Annotated in this window: 28 protein-coding genes; 13 read left to right on the forward strand and 15 right to left on the reverse strand. The window is 63.6% G+C overall.

Going from position 1 to position 23,700, the window contains the following annotated elements:
* From trbL to CMV14_RS22440, 5 genes are read left to right on the forward strand one after another with little or no spacing between them, the layout of a single operon-like run.
* Positions 1-1,317 carry a P-type conjugative transfer protein TrbL gene (gene trbL / locus CMV14_RS22420; RefSeq protein WP_066966678.1) on the forward strand — a complete coding sequence of 439 codons (1,317 nt, stop codon included), beginning with the start codon at positions 1-3 and terminating at the stop codon, positions 1,315-1,317.
* Between the two features lie 5 nt (positions 1,318-1,322).
* Positions 1,323-2,006 (forward strand): conjugal transfer protein TrbF, encoded by a 684-nt coding sequence (gene trbF, locus CMV14_RS22425; protein ID WP_066966681.1) that lies wholly within the window; start codon positions 1,323-1,325, stop codon positions 2,004-2,006.
* On the forward strand, positions 2,003-3,013 hold the full coding sequence (gene trbG, locus CMV14_RS22430; RefSeq protein WP_066966684.1) for a P-type conjugative transfer protein TrbG: 1,011 nt from the start codon (positions 2,003-2,005) through the stop codon (positions 3,011-3,013). Before trbF ends, trbG begins: the two co-directional genes overlap by 4 nt.
* Positions 3,010-4,203 carry a TraB/TrbI/VirB10 family type IV secretion system protein gene (locus tag CMV14_RS22435; protein WP_066966689.1) on the forward strand — a complete coding sequence of 398 codons (1,194 nt, stop codon included), beginning with the start codon at positions 3,010-3,012 and terminating at the stop codon, positions 4,201-4,203. The genes trbG and CMV14_RS22435 overlap by 4 nt, the downstream gene beginning before the upstream one ends.
* Positions 4,200-4,427 carry a DUF2274 domain-containing protein gene (locus tag CMV14_RS22440; RefSeq protein WP_066966692.1) on the forward strand — a complete coding sequence of 76 codons (228 nt, stop codon included), beginning with the start codon at positions 4,200-4,202 and terminating at the stop codon, positions 4,425-4,427. The genes CMV14_RS22435 and CMV14_RS22440 overlap by 4 nt, the downstream gene beginning before the upstream one ends.
* Here CMV14_RS22440 and CMV14_RS22445 read toward each other — a convergent pair.
* Positions 4,415-5,311 carry a LysR family transcriptional regulator gene (locus CMV14_RS22445; protein ID WP_066966695.1) on the reverse strand — a complete coding sequence of 299 codons (897 nt, stop codon included), beginning with the start codon at positions 5,309-5,311 and terminating at the stop codon, positions 4,415-4,417. The genes CMV14_RS22440 and CMV14_RS22445 overlap by 13 nt on opposite strands.
* Positions 5,312-5,476: 165 nt before the next feature.
* Between CMV14_RS22445 and CMV14_RS22450 the strand changes: the two genes are divergently transcribed.
* The 4 genes from CMV14_RS22450 (at position 5,477) to CMV14_RS22470 (ending at position 8,339) form a co-directional block, all read left to right on the forward strand.
* Complete coding sequence (locus tag CMV14_RS22450; protein WP_176489092.1) at positions 5,477-6,058, forward strand: TetR/AcrR family transcriptional regulator; 582 nt, start codon at positions 5,477-5,479, stop codon at positions 6,056-6,058.
* A gap of 71 nt (positions 6,059-6,129) precedes the next feature.
* Positions 6,130-6,354: a tautomerase family protein gene (locus CMV14_RS22455; protein ID WP_066966701.1), complete on the forward strand. Its 225-nt coding sequence runs from the start codon at positions 6,130-6,132 to the stop codon at positions 6,352-6,354.
* 34 nt (positions 6,355-6,388) lie between these two features.
* Complete coding sequence (locus tag CMV14_RS22460; RefSeq protein WP_066966704.1) at positions 6,389-6,964, forward strand: carboxymuconolactone decarboxylase family protein; 576 nt, start codon at positions 6,389-6,391, stop codon at positions 6,962-6,964.
* A 724-nt stretch (positions 6,965-7,688) separates the two neighbouring features.
* Positions 7,689-8,339 (forward strand): DUF6969 family protein, encoded by a 651-nt coding sequence (locus tag CMV14_RS22470; RefSeq protein WP_066966709.1) that lies wholly within the window; start codon positions 7,689-7,691, stop codon positions 8,337-8,339.
* Positions 8,340-8,342: 3 nt separating this feature from the next.
* Here CMV14_RS22470 and CMV14_RS22475 read toward each other — a convergent pair whose 3' ends face one another.
* Genes CMV14_RS22475 through CMV14_RS22490 form a run of 4 tightly spaced genes read right to left on the reverse strand, consistent with a single transcriptional unit; the run spans position 8,343 to position 13,911 of the window.
* On the reverse strand, positions 8,343-8,942 hold the full coding sequence (locus CMV14_RS22475) for a carboxymuconolactone decarboxylase family protein (RefSeq protein WP_066966713.1): 600 nt from the start codon (positions 8,940-8,942) through the stop codon (positions 8,343-8,345).
* A gap of 12 nt (positions 8,943-8,954) precedes the next feature.
* Complete coding sequence (locus CMV14_RS22480; RefSeq protein WP_066966716.1) at positions 8,955-9,575, reverse strand: CDP-alcohol phosphatidyltransferase family protein; 621 nt, start codon at positions 9,573-9,575, stop codon at positions 8,955-8,957.
* Positions 9,576-9,601: 26 nt separating this feature from the next.
* Positions 9,602-10,867 carry a NupC/NupG family nucleoside CNT transporter gene (locus CMV14_RS22485; RefSeq protein ID WP_083216001.1) on the reverse strand — a complete coding sequence of 422 codons (1,266 nt, stop codon included), beginning with the start codon at positions 10,865-10,867 and terminating at the stop codon, positions 9,602-9,604.
* Between the two features lie 14 nt (positions 10,868-10,881).
* Positions 10,882-13,911, reverse strand: a complete 3,030-nt coding sequence (locus CMV14_RS22490) for a TonB-dependent receptor domain-containing protein (RefSeq protein ID WP_083216002.1) — start codon at positions 13,909-13,911, stop codon at positions 10,882-10,884.
* A gap of 163 nt (positions 13,912-14,074) precedes the next feature.
* On the opposite strand from CMV14_RS22490, the gene CMV14_RS22495 reads away from it, so the two are divergent.
* The 4 genes from CMV14_RS22495 to CMV14_RS22510 all read left to right on the forward strand — a co-directional run bounded on the left by CMV14_RS22495 (position 14,075) and on the right by CMV14_RS22510 (position 16,761).
* Positions 14,075-15,046, forward strand: a complete 972-nt coding sequence (locus CMV14_RS22495; RefSeq protein ID WP_066966719.1) for a DUF3179 domain-containing protein — start codon at positions 14,075-14,077, stop codon at positions 15,044-15,046.
* The gene (locus CMV14_RS22500) at positions 15,043-15,432 is read left to right on the forward strand and encodes a thioredoxin family protein (protein ID WP_066966723.1); all 390 of its coding nucleotides are present in this window, start codon (positions 15,043-15,045) and stop codon (positions 15,430-15,432) included. Before CMV14_RS22495 ends, CMV14_RS22500 begins: the two co-directional genes overlap by 4 nt.
* A 90-nt stretch (positions 15,433-15,522) precedes the next feature.
* Entirely contained in the window at positions 15,523-15,978 is a 456-nt protein-coding gene (locus CMV14_RS22505) for a CBS domain-containing protein (RefSeq protein ID WP_066966726.1), read from the forward strand.
* Positions 15,979-15,981: 3 nt separating this feature from the next.
* Positions 15,982-16,761, forward strand: a complete 780-nt coding sequence (locus tag CMV14_RS22510) for a YiiX/YebB-like N1pC/P60 family cysteine hydrolase (RefSeq protein ID WP_066966729.1) — start codon at positions 15,982-15,984, stop codon at positions 16,759-16,761.
* Between the two features lie 12 nt (positions 16,762-16,773).
* On the opposite strand, the gene CMV14_RS22515 is transcribed toward CMV14_RS22510, so the two are convergent.
* The 10 genes from CMV14_RS22515 to CMV14_RS22560 all read right to left on the reverse strand — a co-directional run bounded on the left by CMV14_RS22515 (position 16,774) and on the right by CMV14_RS22560 (position 23,690).
* A complete protein-coding gene (locus CMV14_RS22515) occupies positions 16,774-16,995 on the reverse strand; it encodes a GDCCVxC domain-containing (seleno)protein (RefSeq protein ID WP_083216003.1) in 222 nt (73 codons plus the stop codon).
* Between the two features lie 41 nt (positions 16,996-17,036).
* Positions 17,037-17,558 (reverse strand): peroxiredoxin-like family protein, encoded by a 522-nt coding sequence (locus CMV14_RS22520; protein WP_066966732.1) that lies wholly within the window; start codon positions 17,556-17,558, stop codon positions 17,037-17,039.
* A 32-nt stretch (positions 17,559-17,590) separates the two neighbouring features.
* Positions 17,591-18,310: a cytochrome c biogenesis CcdA family protein gene (locus tag CMV14_RS22525; protein ID WP_066966735.1), complete on the reverse strand. Its 720-nt coding sequence runs from the start codon at positions 18,308-18,310 to the stop codon at positions 17,591-17,593.
* Positions 18,311-18,335: 25 nt separating this feature from the next.
* A complete protein-coding gene (locus CMV14_RS22530) occupies positions 18,336-18,725 on the reverse strand; it encodes a thioredoxin family protein (RefSeq protein ID WP_066966738.1) in 390 nt (129 codons plus the stop codon).
* An 81-nt stretch (positions 18,726-18,806) separates the two neighbouring features.
* Entirely contained in the window at positions 18,807-18,938 is a 132-nt protein-coding gene (locus CMV14_RS27420) for a hypothetical protein (RefSeq protein ID WP_255250185.1), read from the reverse strand.
* 400 nt (positions 18,939-19,338) lie between these two features.
* Positions 19,339-21,486 carry a dihydrolipoyl dehydrogenase family protein gene (locus CMV14_RS22540; protein ID WP_066966745.1) on the reverse strand — a complete coding sequence of 716 codons (2,148 nt, stop codon included), beginning with the start codon at positions 21,484-21,486 and terminating at the stop codon, positions 19,339-19,341.
* Positions 21,487-21,544: 58 nt separating this feature from the next.
* Complete coding sequence (locus tag CMV14_RS22545) at positions 21,545-21,736, reverse strand: anti-sigma factor family protein (protein ID WP_096367813.1); 192 nt, start codon at positions 21,734-21,736, stop codon at positions 21,545-21,547.
* Positions 21,737-21,738: 2 nt separating this feature from the next.
* The gene (locus tag CMV14_RS22550) at positions 21,739-22,341 is read right to left on the reverse strand and encodes a sigma-70 family RNA polymerase sigma factor (protein WP_066966753.1); all 603 of its coding nucleotides are present in this window, start codon (positions 22,339-22,341) and stop codon (positions 21,739-21,741) included.
* Positions 22,342-22,560, reverse strand: coding sequence for a nitrate/nitrite transporter NrtS (gene nrtS, locus CMV14_RS22555; protein WP_066966825.1), 219 nt, complete (start codon positions 22,558-22,560; stop codon positions 22,342-22,344). It lies immediately after the preceding gene.
* An 11-nt stretch (positions 22,561-22,571) separates the two neighbouring features.
* Complete coding sequence (locus CMV14_RS22560) at positions 22,572-23,690, reverse strand: slr1591 family oxidoreductase (RefSeq protein ID WP_066966756.1); 1,119 nt, start codon at positions 23,688-23,690, stop codon at positions 22,572-22,574.
* Positions 23,691-23,700: the final 10 nt, after the last annotated feature.

Below are 23,700 nucleotides of genomic sequence, written 5' to 3' on the forward strand. Positions count from 1 at the left end.
ATGGGTGGCACCGGCGTCGTCGACCGCTTCCTCGACATCTTCTCGCGCTACATCGACAGCGGCTTCGGGCTGCTTTCGGGCGAGGTCGCGTTCATCGCGACCACACTGATCGTCATCGACGTGACGCTCGCGGCGCTGTTCTGGTCCTGGGGCGAGAACGAGGACATCATCGCCCGCCTCGTCAAGAAGACGCTGTTCGTAGGCGTGTTCGCCTACATCATCGGCAATTGGAATTCGCTCGCCAGGATCGTGTTCGAGAGCTTCGCCGGGCTAGGCCTCAAGGCGAGCGGCACCGGCTTTACCGCTGCCGAGCTGCTGCAGCCAGGCCGGGTCGCGCAAGTTGGCATGGACGCCGCGCGACCGTTGATCGACGCGATCTCGGACCTGATGGGGTTCGTCAGCTTCTTCGAGAACTTCCTCCAGATCGTGATCCTGCTGGTCGCCTGGGCGATCGTCATCATCGCCTTCTTCATTCTCGCGATCCAGCTGTTCATCACCCTGATCGAGTTCAAGCTGACTACGCTCTGCGGCTTCGTGCTCATCCCGTTCGGGCTGTTCGGCAAGACCGCGTTCATGGCTGAGCGCGTGCTCGGCAACGTCGTCTCGTCCGGCATCAAGGTGCTGGTGCTCGCGGTGATCGTGGGCATCGGCTCGACCATCTTCGCCGAGTTCACCAGCGCCATCGGCGCCGAACCCACCATCGAGGACGCGCTTTCGATCGTGCTGGCCAGCCTGTCGCTGCTTGGGCTCGGCATCTTCGGCCCCGGCATCGCCAATGGCATTGTCTCGGGCGGGCCGCAGCTGGGCGCAGGCGCTGCTGCCGGAACCGCGCTGCTCGCCGGTGGCGCTGCCGCTGGCGCGGTCGCGGGCGCCAGGATGGCCGGTGGCGCGGTCGCCAGCGCCGCATCCAATGTCACGCACGGCACCTCCCGCGCCGCTGGTGGTGCCACGATGGCCTATTCGCTGGGCTCGGCAGGCAAGTCGGGAGCGGCTGCGGTCGGTTCCGGCATGGCTGCGGTCGGCGATGCTGCTGTTGGCGCTGCAACATCACCGCTCCGAAAGGCTGGCGATTCGATGCGCCAGTCGTTCCGCGAGGGCAGCCGCGCCGCAGTGACCAATACTGGCGGCACGATTACGCCCGGCCCCAGCACGCCACCCACGCCGCCTGCCGAAGTCGATCAGGGGCAACCTGCCTGGGCCAAGGCGATGAAGGATCGCCAAGCCATCACGCATGGCGCGACCATCGCCGCCCACACGCTCAAATCGGGCGACAGCCACGGCGGCGGCGCTTCCATCGACACCTCCGAAAAGGACTGACTTCCATGTTCCGACGCCCCTCGATCCGCTACGGCAAGACCCCCGAGCCCGAAACGCCCTACCAGCGCGCCGCGCAGGTCTGGGATGACCGGATCGGCTCGGCCCGCGTCCAGGCCCGCAGCTGGCGGCTCGCCTTCTTCGGCGCACTTGGTCTTTCGACTTGCCTTACCGCCGGAATCATCTGGCAGGGCGCGCGCGGCAGCATCGTCCCCTGGGTCGTCCAGGTCGACAAGCTCGGCGAGGCCCAGGCCGTCGCGCCCGCCGATGCTGGCTACACGCCGAGCGACCCGCAGGTCGCGTTCCATCTCGCACGGTTCATCGAGCAGGTTCGCGCCGTCCCCGACGACGCCATCGTGGTCCGTCAGAATTGGCTCAGGGCTTACGACTTCGCCACTGACAAGGGTGCGTTGGCGCTCAATGATTATGCCCGGACCAACGATCCGTTCGCACTGATCGGCCGAGAACAGGTCGGGGTCGATGTCACCAGCGTGATCCGCGCCTCGCCGACCAGCTTCCGGGTGGCCTGGGTCGAGCGCCGCTACCGCGACGGCAGCCTCGCCGAAACCAGTCGTTGGACCGCGATCCTGACCATCGCCCTCCAGACGCCGCGTACCCCCGATGCCCTGCGCAAGAACCCGCTCGGCATTTTCGTCAACGCCATCAACTGGTCGAAGGAACTCGGATCATGATCAGAAATCCCAAGCGCACAGCGCGCATCCTTACATTGGTCGCTTTATCGGCGAGCGTTGCCATCGTTTCTCCCACGCAGGCCAAGGACCAGCCTGCTGCACCTGCGATTTCCTACGAGGCACCGCAGGTGCCCAATCCTTCCGAGACGGTCGTGGCGATCCCCGTGCCGCTGCCGCTTCCCGGCCAGCTCAAACAGTTTCCGCAGCGGCCCCCTCCCCACGCTGCGGGCCGCTCCCACCCATCCTTGCCCCGGGACAGGGTGGGAGCGGCGATGGAGGCTGCACGGGTGCAGCCGGAACGCACTGGGTTCGTCAATGCGATTCAGGTCTTTCCCTATACCGAGGGTGCGCTCTACCAAGTCTATGCCAAGCCCGGTCAGGTGACCGACATCGCGCTGCAGGAAGGCGAGCAATTGGTCGGCTCCGGACCCGTCGCAGCCGGCGACACGGTGCGCTGGATGATCGGCGACACGGTGAGCGGTGTCGGCGCTGCCGCGCGGGTCCATATCCTGGTCAAGCCGATCCGGCCCGACATCGCGACCAACCTCGTGATCAACACCGACCGCCGCACCTATCACCTTGAGCTGCGCGCCAACCCTTCGGTCTATATGGCCTCAGTCTCCTGGACCTACCCGCAGGATCAGCTGATCGCGCTGCGTCAGGCCCGGGCCGAAGCCGAACGCGCAGCGCCGGTGGCGGCGGGACTCGACCTTTCCACGCTCAACTTCCGCTACGCGATAGAAGGAGGCCGCCCGGACTGGCGTCCCCTGCGCGCCTTCGATGACGGGGTGCGCGTGTTCATCGAGTTCCCAGAGAGCATCGCCCAGGGCGAGCTTCCGCCGCTGTTCGTGATCGGTGCCAAGGGCAACGCTGAACTGGTCAATTACCGGGTATCGGGCCGCTACATGATCGTCGACCGGCTGTTCGCCCGTGCCGAGCTGCGGCTTGGCGGCCGCAAGGGCCAGCAGACGGTGCGGATCGTCTCCAATCGGCGGGGGCGGGCATGACCGGTCAGGAGAAGGATGAACGCGCCGAAGCGCCGCCCGTCGATCCTGGCGATGCGGTCAAGCTCCGCGGCGATCCCCCGCGCGTCATGCGCCTGTCGAGGAAAGCCATCGGCATCGCCTCGGCCTGCGGCTTCGCGCTGGTCGGCGGCGCGCTGATCTATGCGCTTCAGCCTGCGGGACGGAAAGGCGCGGAAGAACTCTACAACACCGAGGGCGTGGCCGTAGCCGATAATCTCGCCGGTGCGCCCAAGGATTACGGCCAGGTGCCCAAGCTCGGCCCGCCGCTCCCTGGCGATCTCGGCAAGCCGATCCTCGACGCCCAGCGTCGCGGCGATGTCGCAGCGCTGCCGCCGGTCGGTGCGACGCCGCCCGATCCGGCGGCAAATGCCGCTGAAGTCGCTCGCCAGCGCGTCGAACAGGAACGCGAGGCTGCGCGCGGCAGCCGGTTGTTCTTCGGCGGCGGAACGCCGGGCAGTGGAGGCGTTGGCCTTGCCGGACTCCCGGTCACAGGCGATACTCCTGCCGCTGCGCCAGCGGCCGCGCCGCAGTCCGAGGCTGGGCGTAAGCAGGCATTCCTCGAACGCGCCAGCGACCGACGCACCGTCTCGGCCGAGCGCTTGACCGGCTTGACGTCGCCCGCGATCCTTCAGGCAGGCTCGGTCATTCCGGCAGCACTGATCACGGGCATCCGGTCCGACCTGCCGGGACTGGTGACTGCGCAGGTTACCCAGAATGTCTATGACAGCCCGACCGGACGCATCCTGCTCATTCCGCAAGGCTCGCGGCTGATCGGCGACTATGATGCCGATGTCGCCTTCGGGCAGAGCCGGATCCTGCTCGCCTGGAACCGGCTTATCCTCCCCGATGGCCGTTCGATCGTACTCGAGCGCCAGCCTGCCTCGGACCCGCGCGGTTTTGCCGGGCTTCAGGACGGAACCGATTATCACTGGGGCGGGGTGCTCAAGGCTGCTTTTGTGTCCACGCTGCTCGGCGCGGGCGCAGAACTGGGGTCGGGCGACGACGGCAATCTTGCCCGCGCGTTCCGCCGCGGCACCCAAGACAGCATCAATCGTGCCGGCGAACAGATCGTCAGCCGGGAACTCAATGTACGACCGATACTCACCATCCGGCCCGGCTTCCCGGTGCGCGTGTTGGTAACGCGCGATATTGTGCTGGGAGGCGATCAATGACCCGGTTGAAGCTCGCCGATCTGGCCGACGAGAAGCCGGTCCGACTTACTGTTGAAGTGTCGGCGCGGCTGCATCGCGAACTGCTTGCCTATGCTGCAGTTCTCAACGGAGGCGATGCCAAAGGCGCCCCAACGCCCGAACGGCTCATCCCACCGATGATCGAGCGATTTATCGCTACCGACCGGAGCTACGCCAAGTCGCGCCGCTCGGGTCAGCAGGGATAGCGCTCCTCGATCAGCTTGAAGAAGCGTTTCAGCGCGGGATTGTCATTGTCCTCGCACCAGTAGAGCGCGAACTCGAGGCGGGCGGGTCCGCTGGGATCGTAGATCTCGCGAAAATGCAGTTCCGGCCAACTCACACCCTGCGAGGATTCGGTTGCGACCGAGATATACCGCTTGGCCGAAACCATGCTCAGCACGCTCTCAAGGCTTGTGTCCTGGTAGATGATGTTGGGACGGAAGCCCTGTTCGGTAAGGCGTGCAGAGATCAGGTTCCCAAGGATCGGTCCGAGGCCGTTGCCCGGCACGACGAAGATCTCGCGTCGCAAATCCTGCCAGTATATCCGCTCCTGCGGGATGAGCCGATTGCCTTCGACAAGCACGACGAACAGGCGCTCGGACCAAAGCAAACGAGTCTTGAGTCCCGCTTCCGTCAGGCCGATCGGCGCTACCGCGACATCGATGGTGCGCGAAAGGAGGCCGTTGAGGAGCTTTTCTGGCCCAGCCTCGACGCCATCGAACTGCACATCAGGAAATCGCGTCAGATAGTCGGAAAAGGTCAGCTTGAGATTTCCTGACATCAATGGCGAGCAGTAGCCGACAGCAATCCGGCCTTGCAGACCGTAGCTGACGTTTCGCGCTGTGGTCTGCAGATTTTCAATGTCGGTGACGATGCGCCGGGCCTGCTCGATGAAAACCCGCCCATTTTCGGTGGGCTCGGCTCCACGCGTTGTGCGCTCGAACAATTTTACGCCCAGTCGCTCCTCAAGTTGCATCACCCGGCGACTGAGCGTGGATTGCTTCACGTTCAGTGCGGCCGCCGCGCGCGAGAAGCTCTGCGTGTCGGCCGTCATCACCGCATATCTAAGCTGCCGGATTTCTATACCCATGTGATGCCGCGCCTCTCCCCGCCGATGGAGTTCAGTCGCCGCAGCTGATCAAACCTTACATCGACGCCTCGGTCTTCGTGTCCCTTGCCGGCCGTTCTTCCCCCCGGCCTGCCGCAGCATCAAATTTGTCTTGACTGATCGTTCCAAACAATTATGTGGAGCACCATGCCTTGGGAAAAGAACTTCGATATCGATGAGACGCTGACGCGTGCCATGCAGACCTTCTGGGCGCATGGTTATGAGGCGACCTCGATGCAGGATCTGGTCACCGCCACAGGCGTCAATCGGGCCAGCATCTATGCGACCTACGGCGACAAGCGAGCGTTGTTCCTGACCGCGCTCAGAAAATACGATGGCGAAATCCGCAGGCGGATGCTGGCGGAACTGGCCGAAACGAAGACGCCTGCCGAGGCGATCGCTGCCGTATTCGACAAGTTCATCGGCCAGACCACCGTGCCGCAGGGCAACTGGGGCTGCTTTCTGGTGAACACGGCTCTCGAACTTGCCGCCCATGACGACGAAATTTCGGAACTGGTAAACGCAGCTCAGGATGAGATCGAAGCATTCTTCCTCGCCATGATCCGCAAGGGGCAGCAGTCAGGCGCGTTCGCTGCTGATCGCGATGCGAAGCCGCTGGCTCACCAAGCACTGGCATCCCTGCTCGGGATGCTGGTGATGATCCGCAGTCGCCCCGAAGAGGAGTTCCTCACCGCCGTCCGCGACGGGTTCTTGAAATCGCTTACCTGAGTCTTGCCCCTTTTTTGCCCAGTATGGAACGATCATTCCACACATAATCTCTCAACCCGAAAGGAAGCCCAATGCCACTTATCCAGATCACCGGAGTCGGCGATTATCTGACGCTCGACCAGAAACAGGAAATCATCCGCAAGGTCACCGACGCTGTCGTCTCGGTCGAAGGCGAAGGCTTGCGCCCTGTCACTTGGGTCACGATCGCCGACATCCAGCCCGGCGCCTGGGGCGTCGGCGGCAATCCCGTCACCGCTAACGACCTGCGCGCCATGGCCGCCGCACCCTCAGCCTGAGCTTCCCCCGAAAGAACCAAGAAAGGAAAGTCGTATGCCTACCGTATTCAAGACCAGCCTACCGCTTCGCACCATCGAAGATCCGAATCCGGCCGTCTCGGCACCGCTCAAGGCAGCTCAGGCAGGTATGGGGATGGTGCCCAACATGTACGCCGCCATGGCAAACCTGCCCGCACTGCTCGAAACCTACAACCACGGCTACGGCAAGTTTCGCGCTGAAGCGGGCTTCTCGCCGGTCGAGCAGGAAGTCGTGTTCCTCGCGATCAGCCGGCTCAATGGCTGTCACTATTGTGTGGCCGCGCACAGCTTCGTGGGCGACATGATGTCGAAGGTGCCGACCGAAGTGACCGATGCAATCCGCGATGGCCGACCGGTGCCGGACGCCAAACTCGAAGCCCTGCGTTACTTCGCACATGTGATGGCGGAAAGCCGCGGCAACCCGACACCTGATCAGGCGAAGGCCTTCCTCGAAGCTGGCTTCACCGAAGAGCACATTCTCGGGATCGTTCTGGCGATCAGCGTGAAGGTCATCTCGAACTACTCGAACCACATCTTCCACACCGAACTCGATCCCGGTTTCGCGGGTCGCGCCTGGTCGCCTGCTACCTGAAGGCACTGCTATCCTTGGCCCGGCTTCGTGACGGCCGGGCAAGGCCGGCGAACATGCCCCCGCCTCGCCGGCCGGGGCCGCGTCGCCCTTCGGGTCGCCCACCGAATGACGCGGCCCCTCGGGGATGCCGAAAAATAGGCTCTGCGCCCGTGTAACCAAACGCGATCTTTCGCCGAACTATGGCGTGAGGGAGCTGGACCAACTGCGAGCGCGGTCCATCAAGGTCGCGGTCGATTTCCTCCCCCTCGCTCCGCCGGTCGACGTTGTTCGGTCGGGCTTCGCCTGTCTTGCGGACGCGGCAGGACGAAGGGGGAAACCTAGCGTGTCCGGGACATAAAGGGGGTCTGACCCATGAAGAAAACCAAACTCGCTTCCATGCTTGCCGTGATGGGCGGCCTGACCATGGCCACCGCTGCCTGTTCCAAGGAAGCCGAAGCACCCGCAGAAGCGCCTGCAGGCGCGGTAATGGCGGACCAGGCGTCCGGCTGCGCGGCCGCGCCCTGTGCGGGTAAGAGCTGCGAGGCGAAGCCGTGCGCACCCAAGGGTTGCGGCGCCAAGCCTTGCGCTCCGAAGGGCTGCGGCGCGAAGCCCTGTGCCCCCAAGCCTTGCGCTGCCAAGCCCTGCGCGGCAAAGCCCTGATACCCCTGCAGGGCCTTGCCGATGTGGCCGGTGGCGGAATAGTGGACCTCCGCCGCCGGCCATGATTTCCACGGGCGGAAAGACCATGAACGAGCACGAAGCGGCCGAAGTGGTCGTCGCGACAATCACCCGCATGGCTGAGGAAGGACGGCCCCTGATGGCCCGCGTCCTGCCCGTGGGCGAGGCCCACTTCTGGGCGCACTATCCCGACGACGACGCGCGAGACAGCATGAGCCGGTCCCGCTGGTACTACCATGTTCACGCACCCGGCGAACGCGACCCCGCCGAGCACGGGCACTTCCACCTGTTCCTGCATCGCACACAGCTGGATGACCCGGGCGGTTTCCTCGCCGCGCCTGCCGAGGGCGAGGATGCACCAGCCCATGTCACCCACATCGCGGGGCTTTCGGTCGATCGCTCCGGGGTGCCGCTCGCCTGGTTCGCGACAAACCGATGGGTGACCGACGAATTTCTCTACCCAGCCGACACGATGATCGCACACCTGGATCGCTACGATGTCGATAATACCGAGGAAGACGGACTCGTGAACCGCTTCCTGACGGCCATGGTCACCTTGTACCGGACCGAACTGGCCGATCTCCTGCGTCGCCGCGACCTGGCTCAGGCCGAACTTGTCGCATCGACGGGTATCGCTGCCTATGAAGCGGACAACGATGTTCTGGCCACCTGTCCGATCGATCTCGACGCCAAGATCGACAGCCTCGGTCTTGAGTAGGGGTCAGGCCGTCTCCTCGATCCCCCACATTTTCGCCAGCCGGGTGTAGCTGCGCTCGCCGCGGTGCGGATCTTCGGTCGCACCGCCCATTCGCGCCATACGCGCATCGAGTTCGGCCTGGCCGGCTTCGAGGGGATTGGCCTTGATGCCCGAACCCTCGACGATGCGGTTCATGAAATTGAACAGCGCGCAGACGCTCACCGCGTCGAATAGCGCCTGTTCGTTCCAGCCCGCGGCATAGACGCGGTTGGCATCGGCCTCGGTCATCATGCTCGGCGTTCTGGTGAGCTTGCTGACATAGGCGAGGATGGGCTTGAGCCTGTCATCGATGCCACTTGTCTCGAGATCGGCCATCAGCCCATCGAACAATCCCGGATCGATGCCGAAGGCCCGCGCAGCGACGACATGGGCGCCGTGGCAGTAGGTGCAGGCGTTGAGGCCGGACACATAGGCGGCGATCAGCTCGCGCTCAGCCACGGTCAGTGGTGAAGGATCACGCAGCAGGCGGTCGTGATACTCGAGCAAGGGCATCACCGTATGCGGGAAGCGGCGAAAGACCTTGTCGAGCGCCGGCTCGCCTTCGATCGATGGGAACACGGGCATGGCTTCTCTCCTCTATTCCGCTTCATTCCGCTTCGTGAAAGTCCCGCGGGCGAGCAGGCTGCGCTGGATCACGGTGAGCAGGCAGAGCGCAGCAAAGCCGATGGCGATCACGGGGAACTGCGCTGGCCATAGGCACATGGCGACGAAGGCTGCGATGGTCTCGCCGCCCTCCGCGAGACCGGTCGAGTAGAAGATGCTCTTGGTCCCATGCGCGCTGGTTTCCTCGCCGCGACGGGCAGCGATCGCTGCAAAGACAAGGAAGCTGGCGCAGGTCAGCGTGAAGCTTGCGACAAGCAGTAGTGCAGGCACGGTATTGGCGGTACTCGCCAAGCCAAAGGCGACGGGCACAGCGACGTAGAAGGCGTAGTCTGCAAGCGTATCGAGGTAGCCGCCGAAGTCGGTCAGTCCGCTCGCTCTGGCGACCGCGCCATCGAGCCCGTCGAGCAGGCGGTTGACGAGGATCAGGGCCAGGCCAACGAGATATTGCCCGTGCGCGATCGCCGCGGCCGCTGCCAAGGCGGGGATCAGTCCGGCCAGCGTCACCGCGTTCGCACTGATGCCCCACCGCGTCAGCCAGCGCCCGATGGCGTTGAGCGGTGGGTCGATCAAGGGGCGCAGGTGGGCGTCGAACATGGCGGCTCCTCAGGACCCATACTCTGTCATGACCACGTGACCAGGCCGATCACGGCCCCGGTCATCAACGACACCATGTTACCCGCGAGCCAGCTCTTCATGCCAAGGCCCGCGACCTCGCCGCGCCGCTCAGGCGAAAGGGTGGAAATGGTCGAAACGATCAGACCGACGCTGGCAAGATTGGCAACCCCGCACAGCGCATAGGTGACGATCAGCAAGCTGCGCGGATCGAACGTCCCCGCTGGCAGCGCGGCGAGGTCGAGATAGGCGACATATTCGTTGAGCACGGCCTTGGTGCCCATCAAGCTGCCCGCCGCGGGCGCTTGGTCCCAGGGGACGCCGATCGACCACATCACGGGAGACATCAGCCAGCCCAGCATGCGCCGCAGGGTCAGCGGTGCGCCTTCGATCATAGGCAGCAGCGCCAGCACCTGGTCGACCAGACTCACCAGAGCGAAGGCGGTAACGATGATCGCAATGACTGCAAGTACCAGCGTCATCCCCTCCATCGCGCCGCGTATGACGGCGTCCATGCTGCTCTCATAATGCAGATCTGGCTCGGCTTGCTCGCGGTCGCCGCCAGCTTCGCCCGGCACCATCAGCCGCGCGACGAGCACGCCCGCTGGCAGCGAGATCAGCGAGGCAACGATCATGTGGCCGACCGCGTTGGGCACGGTCTTCGACAGGGTGGTGGCGTAAAGCACCAGGATCGCGCCCGAGATCGTCGCCATGATCAGCACCATGATCATGAACAGGTCAGAGCGGCTCATCCGGCCGAACCAGGCGCGCAATACCAGCGGGCTCTCGACGACGCCGAGGAAGATCGTCGCGCCGCCGCCGAGCCCAACGACACCGCTAACACCCAAGGTGCGCTGCAGCGCCCATGACAGCCCCCGGACCACGGCGCGCAGCACGCCCCAGTGCCACAGCAGCGCCGATATAGCCGAGAAGACGATGATCAGCGGCAGGATCTGGAAGGCGATGATAACCGGCGGCTCTTCCCCTGGCTTCAGCAGGAACGGGATTGGCGCGCCGCCGGTATAGCCGAACATGTAGGACGAGCCGACCAGCGTCGCCGCCTCGATCGCCGAGACTGCCTGGTTGGCATAGCCGACCAGCGTCCAGACGAAGGGCACCCGCGTCACCACCAGAGCGATGGCGACCTGCAACAGAAGTGCGCCACCGATCCAGCGCCAACCGGGGCGGGCCTTGCGGTCTTCGGACAAGGCCCAGGCCAGGAAGATCAGGGCGGCAATGCCGATCAACCCCTGAAGGTTTTGCATTGCCGCCATCACCCTTTTCCCCCTTAGAATTTGTATGCCGCGCCGAACTGGAACTGCCGGGGCGGGCCGGCATTTCGCTGAACAAAGGGTACGCCGCCGCCGAACTGCACCTGATTGGACGTCGTGGCCGCGTTGGCAAAGCCGGATTCGTTGTTGGTGTTGAAGACATTGAACACGTCGGCGCTGACTTCGAACCGCCCGCCAAATCCCGGCAGTGCGTAGCGAATGCCCAGATCGACCGTAGCCGACCAGGGCAGACGCGCGGAATTGCGCTTCGTCCCCGGATAGCGGTCCGAGTTGCCGACGAAGTTCTCGCCGAAAGAGGCACCGTCGCCGTTGAGATCCTGCGTGCCGAAGATCCGGGCATCGGGAACGAGGTTCACCGGCTGTCCGGACTGGAACAGGCCAGCGACGCTCAGCGTCAGTCCTTCCAGCGGATAGAGATAGCCGACCGCCGAAATCACATGTCGGCGATCATTGGCCGATGGCCCCCATTCGGTGCTGAAGTCGTTGGCGTTGGCCGCGCGGAAGTTGATGTCATCGGTATCATTTGTGAGCTTCGAGAGGGTGTAAGAGAGGCGGAAGGCGTAATTGTCGCTGCCCCGCACCTTGTTCACTTGCAGGATCAGCGCCTTGTATTCCGCTTCGCCGGCTGTCTCGGACACGGTGATCTGCCGTGCGCCGCCGGGAATCAGGGCAACCGGGCGGGTCGCGTCCGCATCCGCCTGGCTGCGCACCAGCCCGAGCGACCGGGCCAATGCGAAACGCGTGGCGTTGTCAGGCTGGCTCTGGAGCAGCGCGATATTCGCGGCCGTAAGGTTGGCGAGATTGGGTGTGAAGGGCGCGGGCGCGTTGAGGTCGCGCAGACGCACGAGGTTGTGCGAGCGGCTGTAGATGACGTCAGCGGACAGCGTGATCGTATCGGTCGCCTGGAACTGGTAGCCGCCGCTGAGTTGCAGGCTCCACGGGCTCTGGTAGCCATTGGGGTTGAGGATGCGGCCTTCGCCGAGCGTCGCCGTGTCGCGCAGCGCCTGGACCTGATCCGGCGCAGGGCAGGCCGATACGGTCGCGCAGCTCGGCGAAACCGTGAGATTGCCGTCGAAGGTCACCCTCGACAGGTCTGTTCCAGCCGGGATGATTCCCAGCGACTGGAGCTGGCCCAACTGGGTGAGGAAGCCCGGCGAGGTCGTGTTGCGCTGGAGCGCATCGGAGATCACCGCATAGGATAGCTTGCCGTAGAACAGGCCGGCCCCGAAGCGCAGCGTCGATCGGGCGTCGGGCCGGTAGTTGAGCGAGAAGCGCGGGGCGAAATTATCGTAGTCTCCGCCCTTTCCGCCCTTGGCGGTAAGGCTGTCATAATCCCAGCGCAAGCCCAGCGTCGCCGTCAGCTTGGGCGACAGCTGCCATTCGTCCTCAAGATAGACGGCCAGTTGCGTTTGCCCGGTGCCGAAGCTTTGCGGGCGAAGCTCGACCGAGTAGTTGGCCACCGCAGGATTGAGCGCCAGGACATCCTGCGCCGTAAGATCGAGAGCCTTTGCCGACAGGGCGGCCAGCTGCGGGGCGGTGAGATCGACCGTGTAGTTGCCGTCGGGATTTCCGCCGCCGAGCAGGGCGAAGTCGGAATGGATGACATCGCCGCCCAGGCTCAGCTTGTGACTGCCCAGCTTGCGCTGCAGCCGGTGCGTGGTCTGCCATGTTTCTTCAAGATCGTTGAACACGAAGCCCGGGTGGCCGACTACACCCGCGGTCTGGCCGCTCGGATCGCGGATGACGACCTGCGGTCCGGCGGGTCCCTTGGGCTTGCCGTAATCCCAGCGGAAGCGGCTGAACTGGAGCGCGCCATCATAGCTCCACTCGTCACCCGAATAGCTTGCCGTGGCGGCGACAAGTGTCGAGAAGCGATCCTGGTCCGAGCCCGCCGAAGGGAAAGTCACGTTGCCGCCGCCAAGGCCGCCGCCGGGCCGGTCGATCGTGACCCGGCCGAAATTCGCGCGCAAGCCCAGCGTCCAGTCCTCGGTCAGGCGATGATCGAGCCTGATCGAGCCGAGATAGAACTCGTTGTTGCCCGTTACCGTATCGACCACGCCGAGCACCGGCGCATCGACCACCTGCACGTTGCGATCGCGGGTGTATTCGAAGTTGGCGTAGAAGAAGGTCTTGTCGCGCACGATCGGCCCGCCGATGCTGGCACCGGCCTGGTAACGCTCGAAGCTTTCGCCGACTGCGTTGCCCGACAGGTCGCGGCGCGGGAAAGGCGATTTCGCATCGAGCGGCCGACCGGGGCGCACCAGCGCATAGACTTCGCCGGACAAGTCGTTGCTGCCCGATGGCGAGGTGTAGTTGACCACGCCATTAGCGGTGCGCCCGTAGGCCACCGAATAGGAATTGGCGAGTACCGTCACCTCGCGGGTGAAACCGAGCGGCACGGGAAACTTGAGGCCGCCCAGGAAGTTCTCGTTGTTGTCGAGGCCGTCGAGCAGGTAATTCGTGTCGAGCCCGTTGGAGCCGTTGATCGAGATCGAAGGTGCTTCGGGAAAGAAGCCGGTCGAGGGAACGACGTTGGGCAGGCGGACGAGCGAACCCAGCACATCGCGGCCTTCGATGGGCAGCACCATCAGTTCCTCCTTACCCAGAGAAGCTGAGACTTCCGCATTGACCGTATTGAGCCTGGTGATCCCGCGCGCGCCGGTCACGACGATGGTCCCGGTACCGACCGGTGCCAGGCGCAGCGTCACGCTGCTGGTGAAGTTGGCGCGCAAGGACACACTGGCCTGCTGATCAGCCTCGTATCTATCTCCCGAAAGGGTCGTGACGCGGTAGGTGCCCGCAGTCGTCAGACCTTCGACCCGGACAAATCCCTTTTCGTCCGAACGAGCGGTTCGCGAGAAGCCGATGTCCGCGTTTTCGATCCTCACTTCGACATCCGCCGCGGGCTGGTTGGTGGAGGCATCCACAAGCGCGATCTGGATCCCGGCCTGCTGGGCATGAGCCGGAGTGGCAAGGGTAGCGACGGCCAGCACACTTGCCGACAGGAGGAAGCGGGACGGAAACAAGTGGGTTCTCCGATGCTGGACGAGACAGGTCTCGGTTGCGGTTGATGCAGGCTTTGTCGCCAGGCCGGGGCGATCCTTACAAGTGTTGCGAAGATTTCCGATCACTGGCCCGGTTGTAACCGTTTGCCTGCCCGGTCCGAATTACCCTCTGGGAGGTAATCGCGTGAAACTGGCCAATCGCCTTAACCTGTTTGGTGTCGCAGCTTTGCTGGCCCTGCCTGCGAACGCGAGTGCGGAAACCGCTCGATCGCTCCAAAGGGAATTCCCCAAACTGGAAACCGCGAAAAGCGCGATCAATCTGCGCGAGCTTCAGTCCGGCGGTGTTCCGCGCGACGGCATCCCGGCAATCCTCGATCCGCAATTCCTGCCGGTGTCTGAAGCAACCGAACTCGGCAGCGACGAGCCGGTCATCTTCCTGTCTGGAACCTGCGGTGCCTATGCCTTCCCTTATCGAATCCTCATCTGGCACGAGATCGTTCATCACGACCAGTGTGGCGTACCCGTCGCCGTAACCTTCTGCCCCTTGTGCAACACATCAATGGTCTTTGACCGGCGGGTCGAAGGTGTGGTGCTGAGCTTCGGGACGTCAGGCCGCCTGCGCCATTCCGATCTCGTGATGTACGATCACCAGACGGAATCTCTCTGGCAGCAGTTTACCGGCGAGGCCATTGTCGGCCGCCAAGTCGGCAAGACGTTGGCTGCGGTTCCCGCCCGCATCGAGTCCTGGCAGCGCTTTCGCGAGGAGTTTCCCGATGGCCGCGTGCTGGTGCCGCCATCATGGGGGCGAAGTGCTTACGGGCGAACCCCATACGAAGGCTATGACTCGGCGCCTTCGCCCTTTCTCTTCCAGGGGAGGATGCCGCGCGGCATTGATCCGATGGCCCGGGTCGTGCGCGTTGGCACGCGCGCCTGGTCGCTCGCCTGGCTACGCAAGAATTCGCCAGTGGAGACCATGGACGGCCTGCGCCTCGAATGGCGCGAAGGTCAGAACTCGGCGTTGGATCGCGCCCTGATTTCGCGCGGAAGGGACATCGGCAACGTCCGAGTGACACGGGAGGGTGCCGACGTAGCCTTCAGCGTCGATTTCGCCTTCGCCTATCGCGCCTTCTATCCGCAAGGCGAACTGGTCAAATGATGGCCCGCGCGTCAGCTTGCCTCGCGGCTGTGCTGCTTGCAGTGCTTTTGCCGAGTGCAGCCACGGCCTCCGCGCCGATCGAATTTACCGACGCGGCCTTCGTCGCGGCGCAAGCCCGGGGCAGGACCATCATCGTCGAATCCTATGCTTCCTGGTGCCTGCCTTGCCGGATACAGGCTCCGATCCTCGATCGCCTGCGCACACAAGCACCGTTCCGGGACGTCCTGGTGCTCCGGATTGGCGAGAAAACGCCGAATGCGATCTGGCGGCGGTTCCGACTGAACGGCTTCGGCACTCTCGTGGTCTTCAAGGGCAGCCGGGAAATGGCACGGGGAACGCCGACGAACGAGGCAGCGGTCACGGACCTCCTCCGCCGCGGCCTTTGATCGGAGAAGGCATGGAAATGCACGGGGAATGTAACCGGCGACCGGCCTGATCCGAATTAATAATGGGGGGCGATCCTCGGAGTGTCGCTCATGAAAATCGCCGCAATAGTAAACCGCAAGGGACAGCACGTCGAAAGCGTGAGGGAGACCGAACCGCTCGATTCTGCGGTCGATGTGATGCACCGCAAGGCCATCGGCTCAGTGGTCGTGCACGACAGCGGGGCGCGGGAGATACTCGGGATCGTCTCGCAAACCGAAATTGTCGCCGCCACTGCCGCGCGCGGCGGGAATGCCCTCAAACTCCCCGTTCTGCTGTTCATGCGCAAACCGGCGCTGTTCTGCGCCTGCCAGGACGATGCGGCCTCGGTCATGCGTTTGATGACCCGGGAACGCTGCCGCCATATCGTGGTCTGTTCCGCCTCCGGGGGTATCGCGGGCGTGGTGTCGCTGGGCGATCTCGTCGCGGCCTTGCTTGAGGAGGCCCAACTCGAAGCAGGCGTCCTGCGCGACATGGCCCGTTCCCGCCTGCTCTCCGTGCCGGGTTAAGCGGTGAGCCTGCTGGTTTCCCTCGGGCGGCTCCTGGCCGGATACCTGACAGGCCCATCGCGTGCCCCCTACGCCAACGTCCCCACTGACCCTGAAATTCTGGCGCGCGTAATCAGACCGGGAGACGTTCTCCTGGTTGACGGAAAGCAGCGGATCAGCACGGCAATAAAGTACCTCACGCAGTCGACATGGTCCCATGCGGCGCTTTGCATCGATAGCGCGGGTGAAGAAGCCAACCATGCGTCCCGCTTCGTCGAGGCGGACGCCATCGAGGGCGTCCGGATCGTTCCGCTGTCCGAGTTCGCGGGATTGCACACCCGCATATGCAGGCCGGTCGGTCTCGACGAAGGGGATATCCGCGCCGTTGTCGATTTCGCGCTGGCCCATGTCGGTGACGAATACGACCTCGCCAATGTCATCGATCTTGCCCGATATCTCTGCCCCACGCCGCCAGTACCCTCTGGCTGGCGACGACGGATGATCGCGCTGGGCAGCGGGGAGCCGACCAAGGCAATCTGCTCGACGCTGGTTGCCAAGGCCTTCCAGTCGATCCGCTACCCCATACTGCCCGAAATCACCCGGGAGCTGATCGATGATCCCGATTGCCGAGGGTGTATCCGCGATATCCTGCATATCCGGCATCACAGCCTGTTCACGCCGCGCGACTTCGATGTCTCGCCCTATTTCCGGATCGTGAAGCCGACGCTCGAGAATGGGTTCGACCACCGGGAACTGAACTGGAGCGACACGGTATCCAGCGCGGAACGTCTGGCTCCGGTATGAGAGGGTACGAGATCACTCCTCGCAACAGACTTTGTCGTGCTGCCGAGGTGGACACGGCACCGTCCCGTAAGAGCAAAAGACGCAGCAATCTCCTTCGAGCGGTCGCAGCGTCTCGCCACAGCCCACGCAGCGATAGAAGAACCAGCAGGCGTCGGTCGGCATGAGTTCGTTCGCCTGCTGGCCGCAATGCGGGCAGGTGAGGGTCGATTCCAGGGTGACGGCAGGATTGGACATGGGGGAACTCGCCGCGTGCTAGAGGATGGATCGGAACATCGTCAATCCGCCGTGCCGCGCACTGGATAGTCGTTTGCCATGATGTAGCGCAGACCGCCCAGCAGCGCCTTCAGGTCCGGCCGGACAAAAGGTGCGTTCGACAGATCGACGATCTGGACCCTGCCTTGGGGATTGATCACGAAGATGGCCGGCTCGGCAAAATTGCGGTCGGTCTCATTGGGCGAGCGCGGTGAGGACATGTAGAGTCCGAGCTGGCGCATCTGTTCCTCGCCAAGACCTGCGAGCAGCGGAAATGTCCAGCTATGCGCCATGGCGTCTTCCTGGGCTCGCTCGACCGGGTCCGCCGACAGCGCCCAGACCGAGATCCCCGCAGCCAGGAAATCGTCCTTCAGACCTTCAAGCGTAGCCAGGTACTGCTTGCACAATGGGCAATGCTTGCCCCGGTAGATGACGATCAGACGCCAGCCTTCGGTTTCAGCGGGCGTGACCTGTCCGCCAGCCGCCGACGGCCAGGTGAAAGACGGAAAGAGATCACCGGCGGTGAATTTGGCCTGGATACCCATCTGATCTCATCTCCTTCCGACAAATGTGCGGCTCAGTAGCGCGTCGTCAATTCAACCAGCCAATCCGGCATGCCTGACAAGGCCATGCTCTCGAGGTCACGGTCGAAACCGGTCACAACGAGAAGGCCTACCACCAGCAGGGCTATCCCGAAGGCAGGTTTTGCAAAACGGGCAATGGCCTGCAGCGACCCGGCCTTCTTTCCGAGCGCCCTGCGCGATCCGTAAGCGAATGCGAGGATTGAAGTCGCGACGCCGAGACCAAAGGCGCAAAACGTCACGAAAGCGGACAGCAGATCGTCACCTTGGCTAGCGGCAGCAATTGCAGCGCCAAGCGTAGGCCCAACACAGGGAGCCCAGACCAGGCCGAGCAAGACGCCTATCAGGAATTGACCGCGAGCACTGGTCCCATCGACCCTGGAAAGGGCAAGGTTTGCGCGGTTGGTCAGCGGGCTTGCTGCGGCACTGATTGCAGCCTGAGCCGCCGGCACCAGCAGTACCACACCTGCCAGGATCAGGAGAGCGCCCGCGGCAATCCTGACTGACTGCTCATCAATCCCCAACTGGAACCCGAAGGCCACGATCACAAAGCCGAAACTGGCGAACGAAGCGGCTAGTCCGGCAGCCAGCGCAACCGGGCCAAGACGGGCGCTACCGAAAGCAGAGGTCACGAGGATCGGGATTAGTGGCAGCACGCAGGGGTTGAGGATGGTCACGACGCCCGCCACGAACGCGAGCAGGAGTTCTTCGGTCATTTCGGATCAAACCCGACCGCGAGGATCAGACGCCGCCGAGCACGGCCGCGCGCAACTGTTCGGGCCGCGTTTCAGCGATCGAACGCGCAGTCTCCTGCCGTCCCCTGAAGACAAGGATGGTGGACTGGCGGGGAATGCGGTGTTCGCGCAGGAATGTCTTTTCCTTGTCGAAATCAACCTTCACGAAGACCGCATTCCTGAGCCGGGGCTCGCTGCGCAACGCATCCAGGATCGGGGCCTGCGCCCGGCAGGTTGGACACCAGGTCGCGTGAATGTCGACCACGATGGTCTTGCCCTGCGCCTGAGCGCGCGCGAACGATGCGGCTGAATAGTTGGACCAGGTCGGGCTGGCAAAAGCCGGCACGGATGCCAGCATGGCCAGGATAAGAAGAATCTTCTGGATCAGACGCGTCATGATCGCACTCTCGTTTGGAAGTGAGTTGGATGCGGCCAAGGGGCTGACGGGCGTTTCCACCCGCCAGCCCCGGTCAAGCCGTCAGCAGCACGGCAGTCCGCAGCAAGCGGCTAACGCGCAGCACGCTTCGGCAAAGGACGACGGGCTCGCCGCGAAGGCGACGCCCGGTGTCAGCAGTGCCGAGGCTGCCAGGATCTTGGTGATGTACTTCATGTCAATTCTCCAGAATTCGGTTGTGATTGAGGTCGAGGCGCCTGCTCACGGGGAGGGGGCGGAACCGGCTTTCCAGAGAAGTGTGCAAGAAAGCGGGGAAGCTGGTAGCCCCGCAATTCGCCGCCGAGTTGACTGGCCACGGCTGGCGGAACCGAGATGATCGCCGCCGCACAGATTCGTTCGCAGGCCGCGAGGCCTGTCTCGCAGTCGCCTGATTGATTGTCGCAACAATCGATGCAGCTCGTGGCCGGGAGATGATCGCTGGCATGGACGGCCGCTGGACCCGGCAGCGGCCCCAGGATCAGAAGAAACGCGGTAAGGCAAAGTAGCGCAAATCGGCCCATAGGCCCTTGTTCGCGCCTGGTGCCGCGCTGGTTACAGTCATTCGCAGAAAATCCGGTCATCCCCGCCGCCAAGCGTGATAGCGTTCCACGAACCGGAGCAATGCCTCCGGAGCATGTTTCTTCTTCCACTCTCCAGCAGCGTACTTGTTGGCCTCGGCCATGGTCGGATAGGTGTGGATGGTTCCCATGATCTTGTTCAGGCCAAGGCCGTGCTTCATGGCCAGCACATATTCGGCGAGCAGCTCGCCGGCGTGCTCGCCGACGATGGTTGCGCCACGGATGCGATCCTTGCCCGGAGGGGTGAGAACCTTGACAAAGCCTTTCGTGGCGCTGTCGGCAATGGCGCGATCGAGCTCGTGCAGTGGAAACGTGGTGACTTCGTGGGCCACGCCCTGCTCGCGCGCTTCCTGTTCGTTGAGGCCGACGCGCGCCACTTCGGGGTCGATGAAGGTGGTCCAAGGGATGACCCGATAATCGGCCTTGAACCGCCAGAATTGCCCAAACAGCGCGTTGACGCTGGCGAACCAGGCCTGGTGCGCCGCCGTATGGGTGAACTGGTAGGGTCCGGCCACGTCGCCCGCAGCGTAAATGTTGGGATAAAGGGTCGCCAGGTATTCGTCCGTTACGACAGTGCGCTGCGTCTCGATGCCGAGCTCTTCGAGGCCGTAACCTGAAAGGCGAGCCTTGCGCCCGACCGCCACGATCAGGGCATCGAAGCCCAGAGTGTGTTCGTGGCTGCCATTGGAAAGGACCAGTTTTCGCTCAACGCCGTTTTCGACGCGAATGGCCTCATGCCCGGTCAACACGGTGACGCCTGATGCTTCCTGCGCCGCACGGGCGAGTTCGGATACATCCTCATCCTCGCGCGGAAGCAACCTCTCTCCGCGCTCCACTTGCGTGACTTCCGCGCCAAGCCGGGCAAAGGCCTGGCTCAGTTCCGAGCCGATCGGGCCGCCGCCGAGTACGACGATGCGCCGAGGCATTTCGTCGAGCGTTGCGAAATGCTCCCACAGCGTATCGCTCGTCACGTAGCCCGATTCCGCCAGCCCCGGCAGGTCAGGGACCAGCGGTTCGGCACCTGCGGCGATCACGATTGACCGGGTGGTGAGCCGCTGCGTCGTTCCGTCCTCGCGCGCGATCTCGACCGTCCAGGGGTCCACGATCCGGGCATAGCCCTTGACGACATCGACGCCGAGGCCGGTGTAGCGCTCGACGCTGTCGTGGGGCTCGACGGCGGCGATGATGTCGTGCACCCGGCCCATGACCGCCTTGAAACTGAAGCTCGGTTCTGAACTTTCCAGACCGTAGCGGTCGGCACGACGCATCTGTTCGGCGATGCGCGCGGACTTGATCAGCGCCTTCGATGGGACACAGCCGTAGTTGAGGCAATCACCGCCCATCTTCGAGGCTTCGACCAGCGTGACCTTAGCCCGAACGGTCGCCCCGATCAGCGAGGAGACGAGCCCCGCCGCGCCCGCGCCGATCACCACCAGATTGCGATCGAAGCGCCGGGGACGCCGCCAGCGCGCATAGACGCGCCGCCGCTTTGTCGCCGCCATGATCCACTTGCCGATCCACGGCAGCGCGCCCAGCGCGGCGAACGAGGCCAGCAGTCCGGGCGAGGCGATATCGGACAGCGCCTCGATCCGCGCCAATTGGGTGCCCGCGTTGACGTAGACAACCGTGCCCAGGAGCATGCCGACCTGGCTCACCCAATAGTAGGTCCAGGTCCTGATCGGGGTCAGGCCCATCACAAGATTGACCGCAAAGAACGGGAAGACGGGAACGAGCCGCAGCGAGAACAGGTAGAAGGCGCCGTCGCGGGCCACGCCTTCGTTCACCGAGCGAAGGCGTGCGCCAAAGCGGGTCTGAACCGCATCATGGAACAGGTAACGCGATGCGAGGAATGCGAGCGTTGCGCCAATGGACGAAGCGAAGGAGACGACAAGCGTGCCCGTCGTCACTCCAAACACCGCGCCTGCCGCCAGAGTCATGATTACGGCACCCGGAACCGAGAGCGCGGTCAGGACCACGTAGATAACAAAGAATGCCAGCAGAACGAGCAGCGGGTTGGCGCGGTAGAAATGTTCGATTGCCGCCTGTTGCGCCCTGAGCGCATCGAGCGTCAGATACTGCCCAAGGTCGAGCAGGAACCATGCGGCAAGGCCAATCACAAGCAGGCAGGCAACGGCAATGCGTTTCAACAGATTGCTCCTGGTTGGAATTGCTGTTGGCCGTTGGTCGGTGGAAGACCCCGCGTTCTTACACATCCTTCTGTTCAGGAGAGGACGCGTAGGCCTTGGCGGCGTCACCGAGACGCGGCAGCTGCCGTTCGAAATTTGCGCATCCGCGGCACATGCCGACGTGCAGGCGCAGTTTCATCCGCTCCGAAAACGACAGGGTGCGCTCCCGGCTCTGGGACAGCAGGAACGTGGCATCGTGGCAGTTCATCATGGTCAGGCTCCCTCATGGAACCAATGAAGTTGCAGACAGGCGCGCAAGGCAAGGCGTGCGCGATGAAGGATGACGTGGACATTGGAGACCGACAGGCCAAGCTCGGAGCAGATTTCCTGCGTCTCCAGCTCGACAACCTCGCGCATCATGAAAACGCGGCCTTGTTGGGGCGGCAGCCGGTTCAGACAGGCATCGAAGACCGCAAGAAACTGGCTGGAGTGCATATCTGCTTCCGGATCTTCCCAACGCGCTGGCCGGGCTGCATCCCGCCACATGCCCTTCCGGTCGAATACCGCTGGCAGAGCGCCTTCCTGGTCCGCCTCCGGCATCTGACTTGCGACCATCGGTCGGCGTTGGCGTTGGCGCAGGATGTCGGCGACCTTGTTCTTCAGGATTGCGATGATCCAGGTCTTGAGCGCCGCTTCACCTCGGAAGTTGGTCGCGTTCTTGAGCGCACCCGCCAGTGCTTCCTGCACCGCGTCTTCCGCTTCATCGTCACTGCCGAGTTGCAGACGGGCAAACCGGAGCATGTCTTCGCGAACACGGGTCAGGAATGCCGGATCGGCATTAGCGAACTCGGTCCCTGGCCTGGCGATCTGGTCCATTCAGCGCTCCAATGCCTTGCGTGCCTTGGCGGCGCTGTAGCTCGCGACGAGATAGGGGACGGTGTAGTTGAGCAGCACCTTGCCCCACTCAACCCCGGCACCGTGCCAGAGGGCGGAGCCTTGGTTGATGGCGTTAAGGCAGGTTCCGACAAACAAGGACACCTTGATGGCTCCCGTAACGACGGGCCGGGACAGCATGTGGTTCAGTAATCCTGCCATGTATCCCCTCATCATCCGTGTCTGGCGAGATCGGTGTAACGGCCGACAAAGCTGCGGTCGATCCAATCCTTGATGCGCCAGGCCCAATTGCCGATGGCGACTATGCGACCCCACGAAAGAATTGCTCGCTTGTCGCCCAAAGCCAGCAAGTACAGAGTTCGGCTTCGTGGTTGATATTGGCGGAGTTCGGTTCCTTCGATCGCCGCGCGAAGATTAGCGGCAAGGACCGGGCCTGCCTTCACGGCATGAACCCCGGATCGTTCGAGATTGCGGTCGATACGGTCGATGATGTCTCCGGCGGCGAAGACGAAGTCGTGGGATGTGCTGCGCATATCCGCGCCGACCGCGACGAAGCCGTCCTCGTTGCGGGCAAGACCCGACCGCGCCAGCCAACGTGGTGCCCGGCTGCCCGTCGCCGCGATTACGCAATCGGCAGGGAGAAAATGACCGTTGGAGAGCAATAGGCCGCCTTCCGTGCCCGCGGCCTGAGCGAAGTGCACGTCGATTCTTCGCTTCGCCAGTTCTTCGAGAGCGCGTGTGCGAACCCGCGGAGCATGGCCGGACAGGAAACCTTCCCTCGGGGTTACGAGCGATACCCGGGCATTCCTGAAAAAGCGGCGGATCGCCGTTTCCGCACCCAACGCGAGTTCCACGCCCGCTGCGCCGCCGCCGGCGACAGCAATGCCGACCGTGTTGGTGAGCACCGTCCGCTCCATAAAGGTCGACCACCTTTCCATGAATGTGCCGACCGGTCGCACCGGCAAGAGCCTGTCCCCAAGCGTTGCCAGGTTCGAGATGTCCGTCTCGCCTCCGGTTGCAAGGGACAGAAAATCGAACCCGATCTCATCGCCCGACGACAAGCTCAGCGTCCTGGCGGCGACATCGAGCCTGACCGCATCCGCAATGACCAGCCTGGCTCCGGCCCTTTCGGCCAGAGGCTTGAGGTCGATGAGCAGCTCGTTTGCCCGGTATATTCCGGCCAGCCAGCCTGGGAGCATCCCGGAATAGGCCGTATGACGAGATGACGTGACAAGCCATCGTTCGGTGTTGTCCAATGGTCGTGCGGCCCAGTCGGCAAGTACCGCCAGGTGTGCATGCCCGCCGCCTGCCAGGATGATACGTCTCTTCATGTTCGGGCCA

The organism is Rhizorhabdus dicambivorans, assembly GCF_002355275.1.
Lineage (GTDB): Bacteria > Pseudomonadota > Alphaproteobacteria > Sphingomonadales > Sphingomonadaceae > Rhizorhabdus > Rhizorhabdus dicambivorans.

Coding starts and splice junctions, on each gene's coding strand:
- trbL (WP_066966678.1), top strand. CDS start 1: ATGGGTGGCACCGGCGTCGTCGACCGCTTCCTCGACATCTTCTCGCGC.
- trbF (WP_066966681.1), top strand. CDS start 1,323: ATGTTCCGACGCCCCTCGATCCGCTACGGCAAGACCCCCGAGCCCGAA.
- trbG (WP_066966684.1), top strand. CDS start 2,003: ATGATCAGAAATCCCAAGCGCACAGCGCGCATCCTTACATTGGTCGCT.
- CMV14_RS22435 (WP_066966689.1), top strand. CDS start 3,010: ATGACCGGTCAGGAGAAGGATGAACGCGCCGAAGCGCCGCCCGTCGAT.
- CMV14_RS22440 (WP_066966692.1), top strand. CDS start 4,200: ATGACCCGGTTGAAGCTCGCCGATCTGGCCGACGAGAAGCCGGTCCGA.
- CMV14_RS22445 (WP_066966695.1), bottom strand. CDS start 5,311: ATGGGTATAGAAATCCGGCAGCTTAGATATGCGGTGATGACGGCCGAC.
- CMV14_RS22450 (WP_176489092.1), top strand. CDS start 5,477: ATGCCTTGGGAAAAGAACTTCGATATCGATGAGACGCTGACGCGTGCC.
- CMV14_RS22455 (WP_066966701.1), top strand. CDS start 6,130: ATGCCACTTATCCAGATCACCGGAGTCGGCGATTATCTGACGCTCGAC.
- CMV14_RS22460 (WP_066966704.1), top strand. CDS start 6,389: ATGCCTACCGTATTCAAGACCAGCCTACCGCTTCGCACCATCGAAGAT.
- CMV14_RS22470 (WP_066966709.1), top strand. CDS start 7,689: ATGAACGAGCACGAAGCGGCCGAAGTGGTCGTCGCGACAATCACCCGC.
- CMV14_RS22475 (WP_066966713.1), bottom strand. CDS start 8,942: ATGCCCGTGTTCCCATCGATCGAAGGCGAGCCGGCGCTCGACAAGGTC.
- CMV14_RS22480 (WP_066966716.1), bottom strand. CDS start 9,575: ATGTTCGACGCCCACCTGCGCCCCTTGATCGACCCACCGCTCAACGCC.
- CMV14_RS22485 (WP_083216001.1), bottom strand. CDS start 10,867: ATGGCGGCAATGCAAAACCTTCAGGGGTTGATCGGCATTGCCGCCCTG.
- CMV14_RS22500 (WP_066966723.1), top strand. CDS start 15,043: ATGATGGCCCGCGCGTCAGCTTGCCTCGCGGCTGTGCTGCTTGCAGTG.
- CMV14_RS22505 (WP_066966726.1), top strand. CDS start 15,523: ATGAAAATCGCCGCAATAGTAAACCGCAAGGGACAGCACGTCGAAAGC.
- CMV14_RS22515 (WP_083216003.1), bottom strand. CDS start 16,995: ATGTCCAATCCTGCCGTCACCCTGGAATCGACCCTCACCTGCCCGCAT.
- CMV14_RS22520 (WP_066966732.1), bottom strand. CDS start 17,558: ATGGGTATCCAGGCCAAATTCACCGCCGGTGATCTCTTTCCGTCTTTC.
- CMV14_RS22525 (WP_066966735.1), bottom strand. CDS start 18,310: ATGACCGAAGAACTCCTGCTCGCGTTCGTGGCGGGCGTCGTGACCATC.
- CMV14_RS22530 (WP_066966738.1), bottom strand. CDS start 18,725: ATGACGCGTCTGATCCAGAAGATTCTTCTTATCCTGGCCATGCTGGCA.
- CMV14_RS27420 (WP_255250185.1), bottom strand. CDS start 18,938: ATGAAGTACATCACCAAGATCCTGGCAGCCTCGGCACTGCTGACACCG.
- CMV14_RS22545 (WP_096367813.1), bottom strand. CDS start 21,736: ATGATGAACTGCCACGATGCCACGTTCCTGCTGTCCCAGAGCCGGGAG.
- CMV14_RS22550 (WP_066966753.1), bottom strand. CDS start 22,341: ATGGACCAGATCGCCAGGCCAGGGACCGAGTTCGCTAATGCCGATCCG.
- nrtS (WP_066966825.1), bottom strand. CDS start 22,560: ATGGCAGGATTACTGAACCACATGCTGTCCCGGCCCGTCGTTACGGGA.
- CMV14_RS22560 (WP_066966756.1), bottom strand. CDS start 23,690: ATGAAGAGACGTATCATCCTGGCAGGCGGCGGGCATGCACACCTGGCG.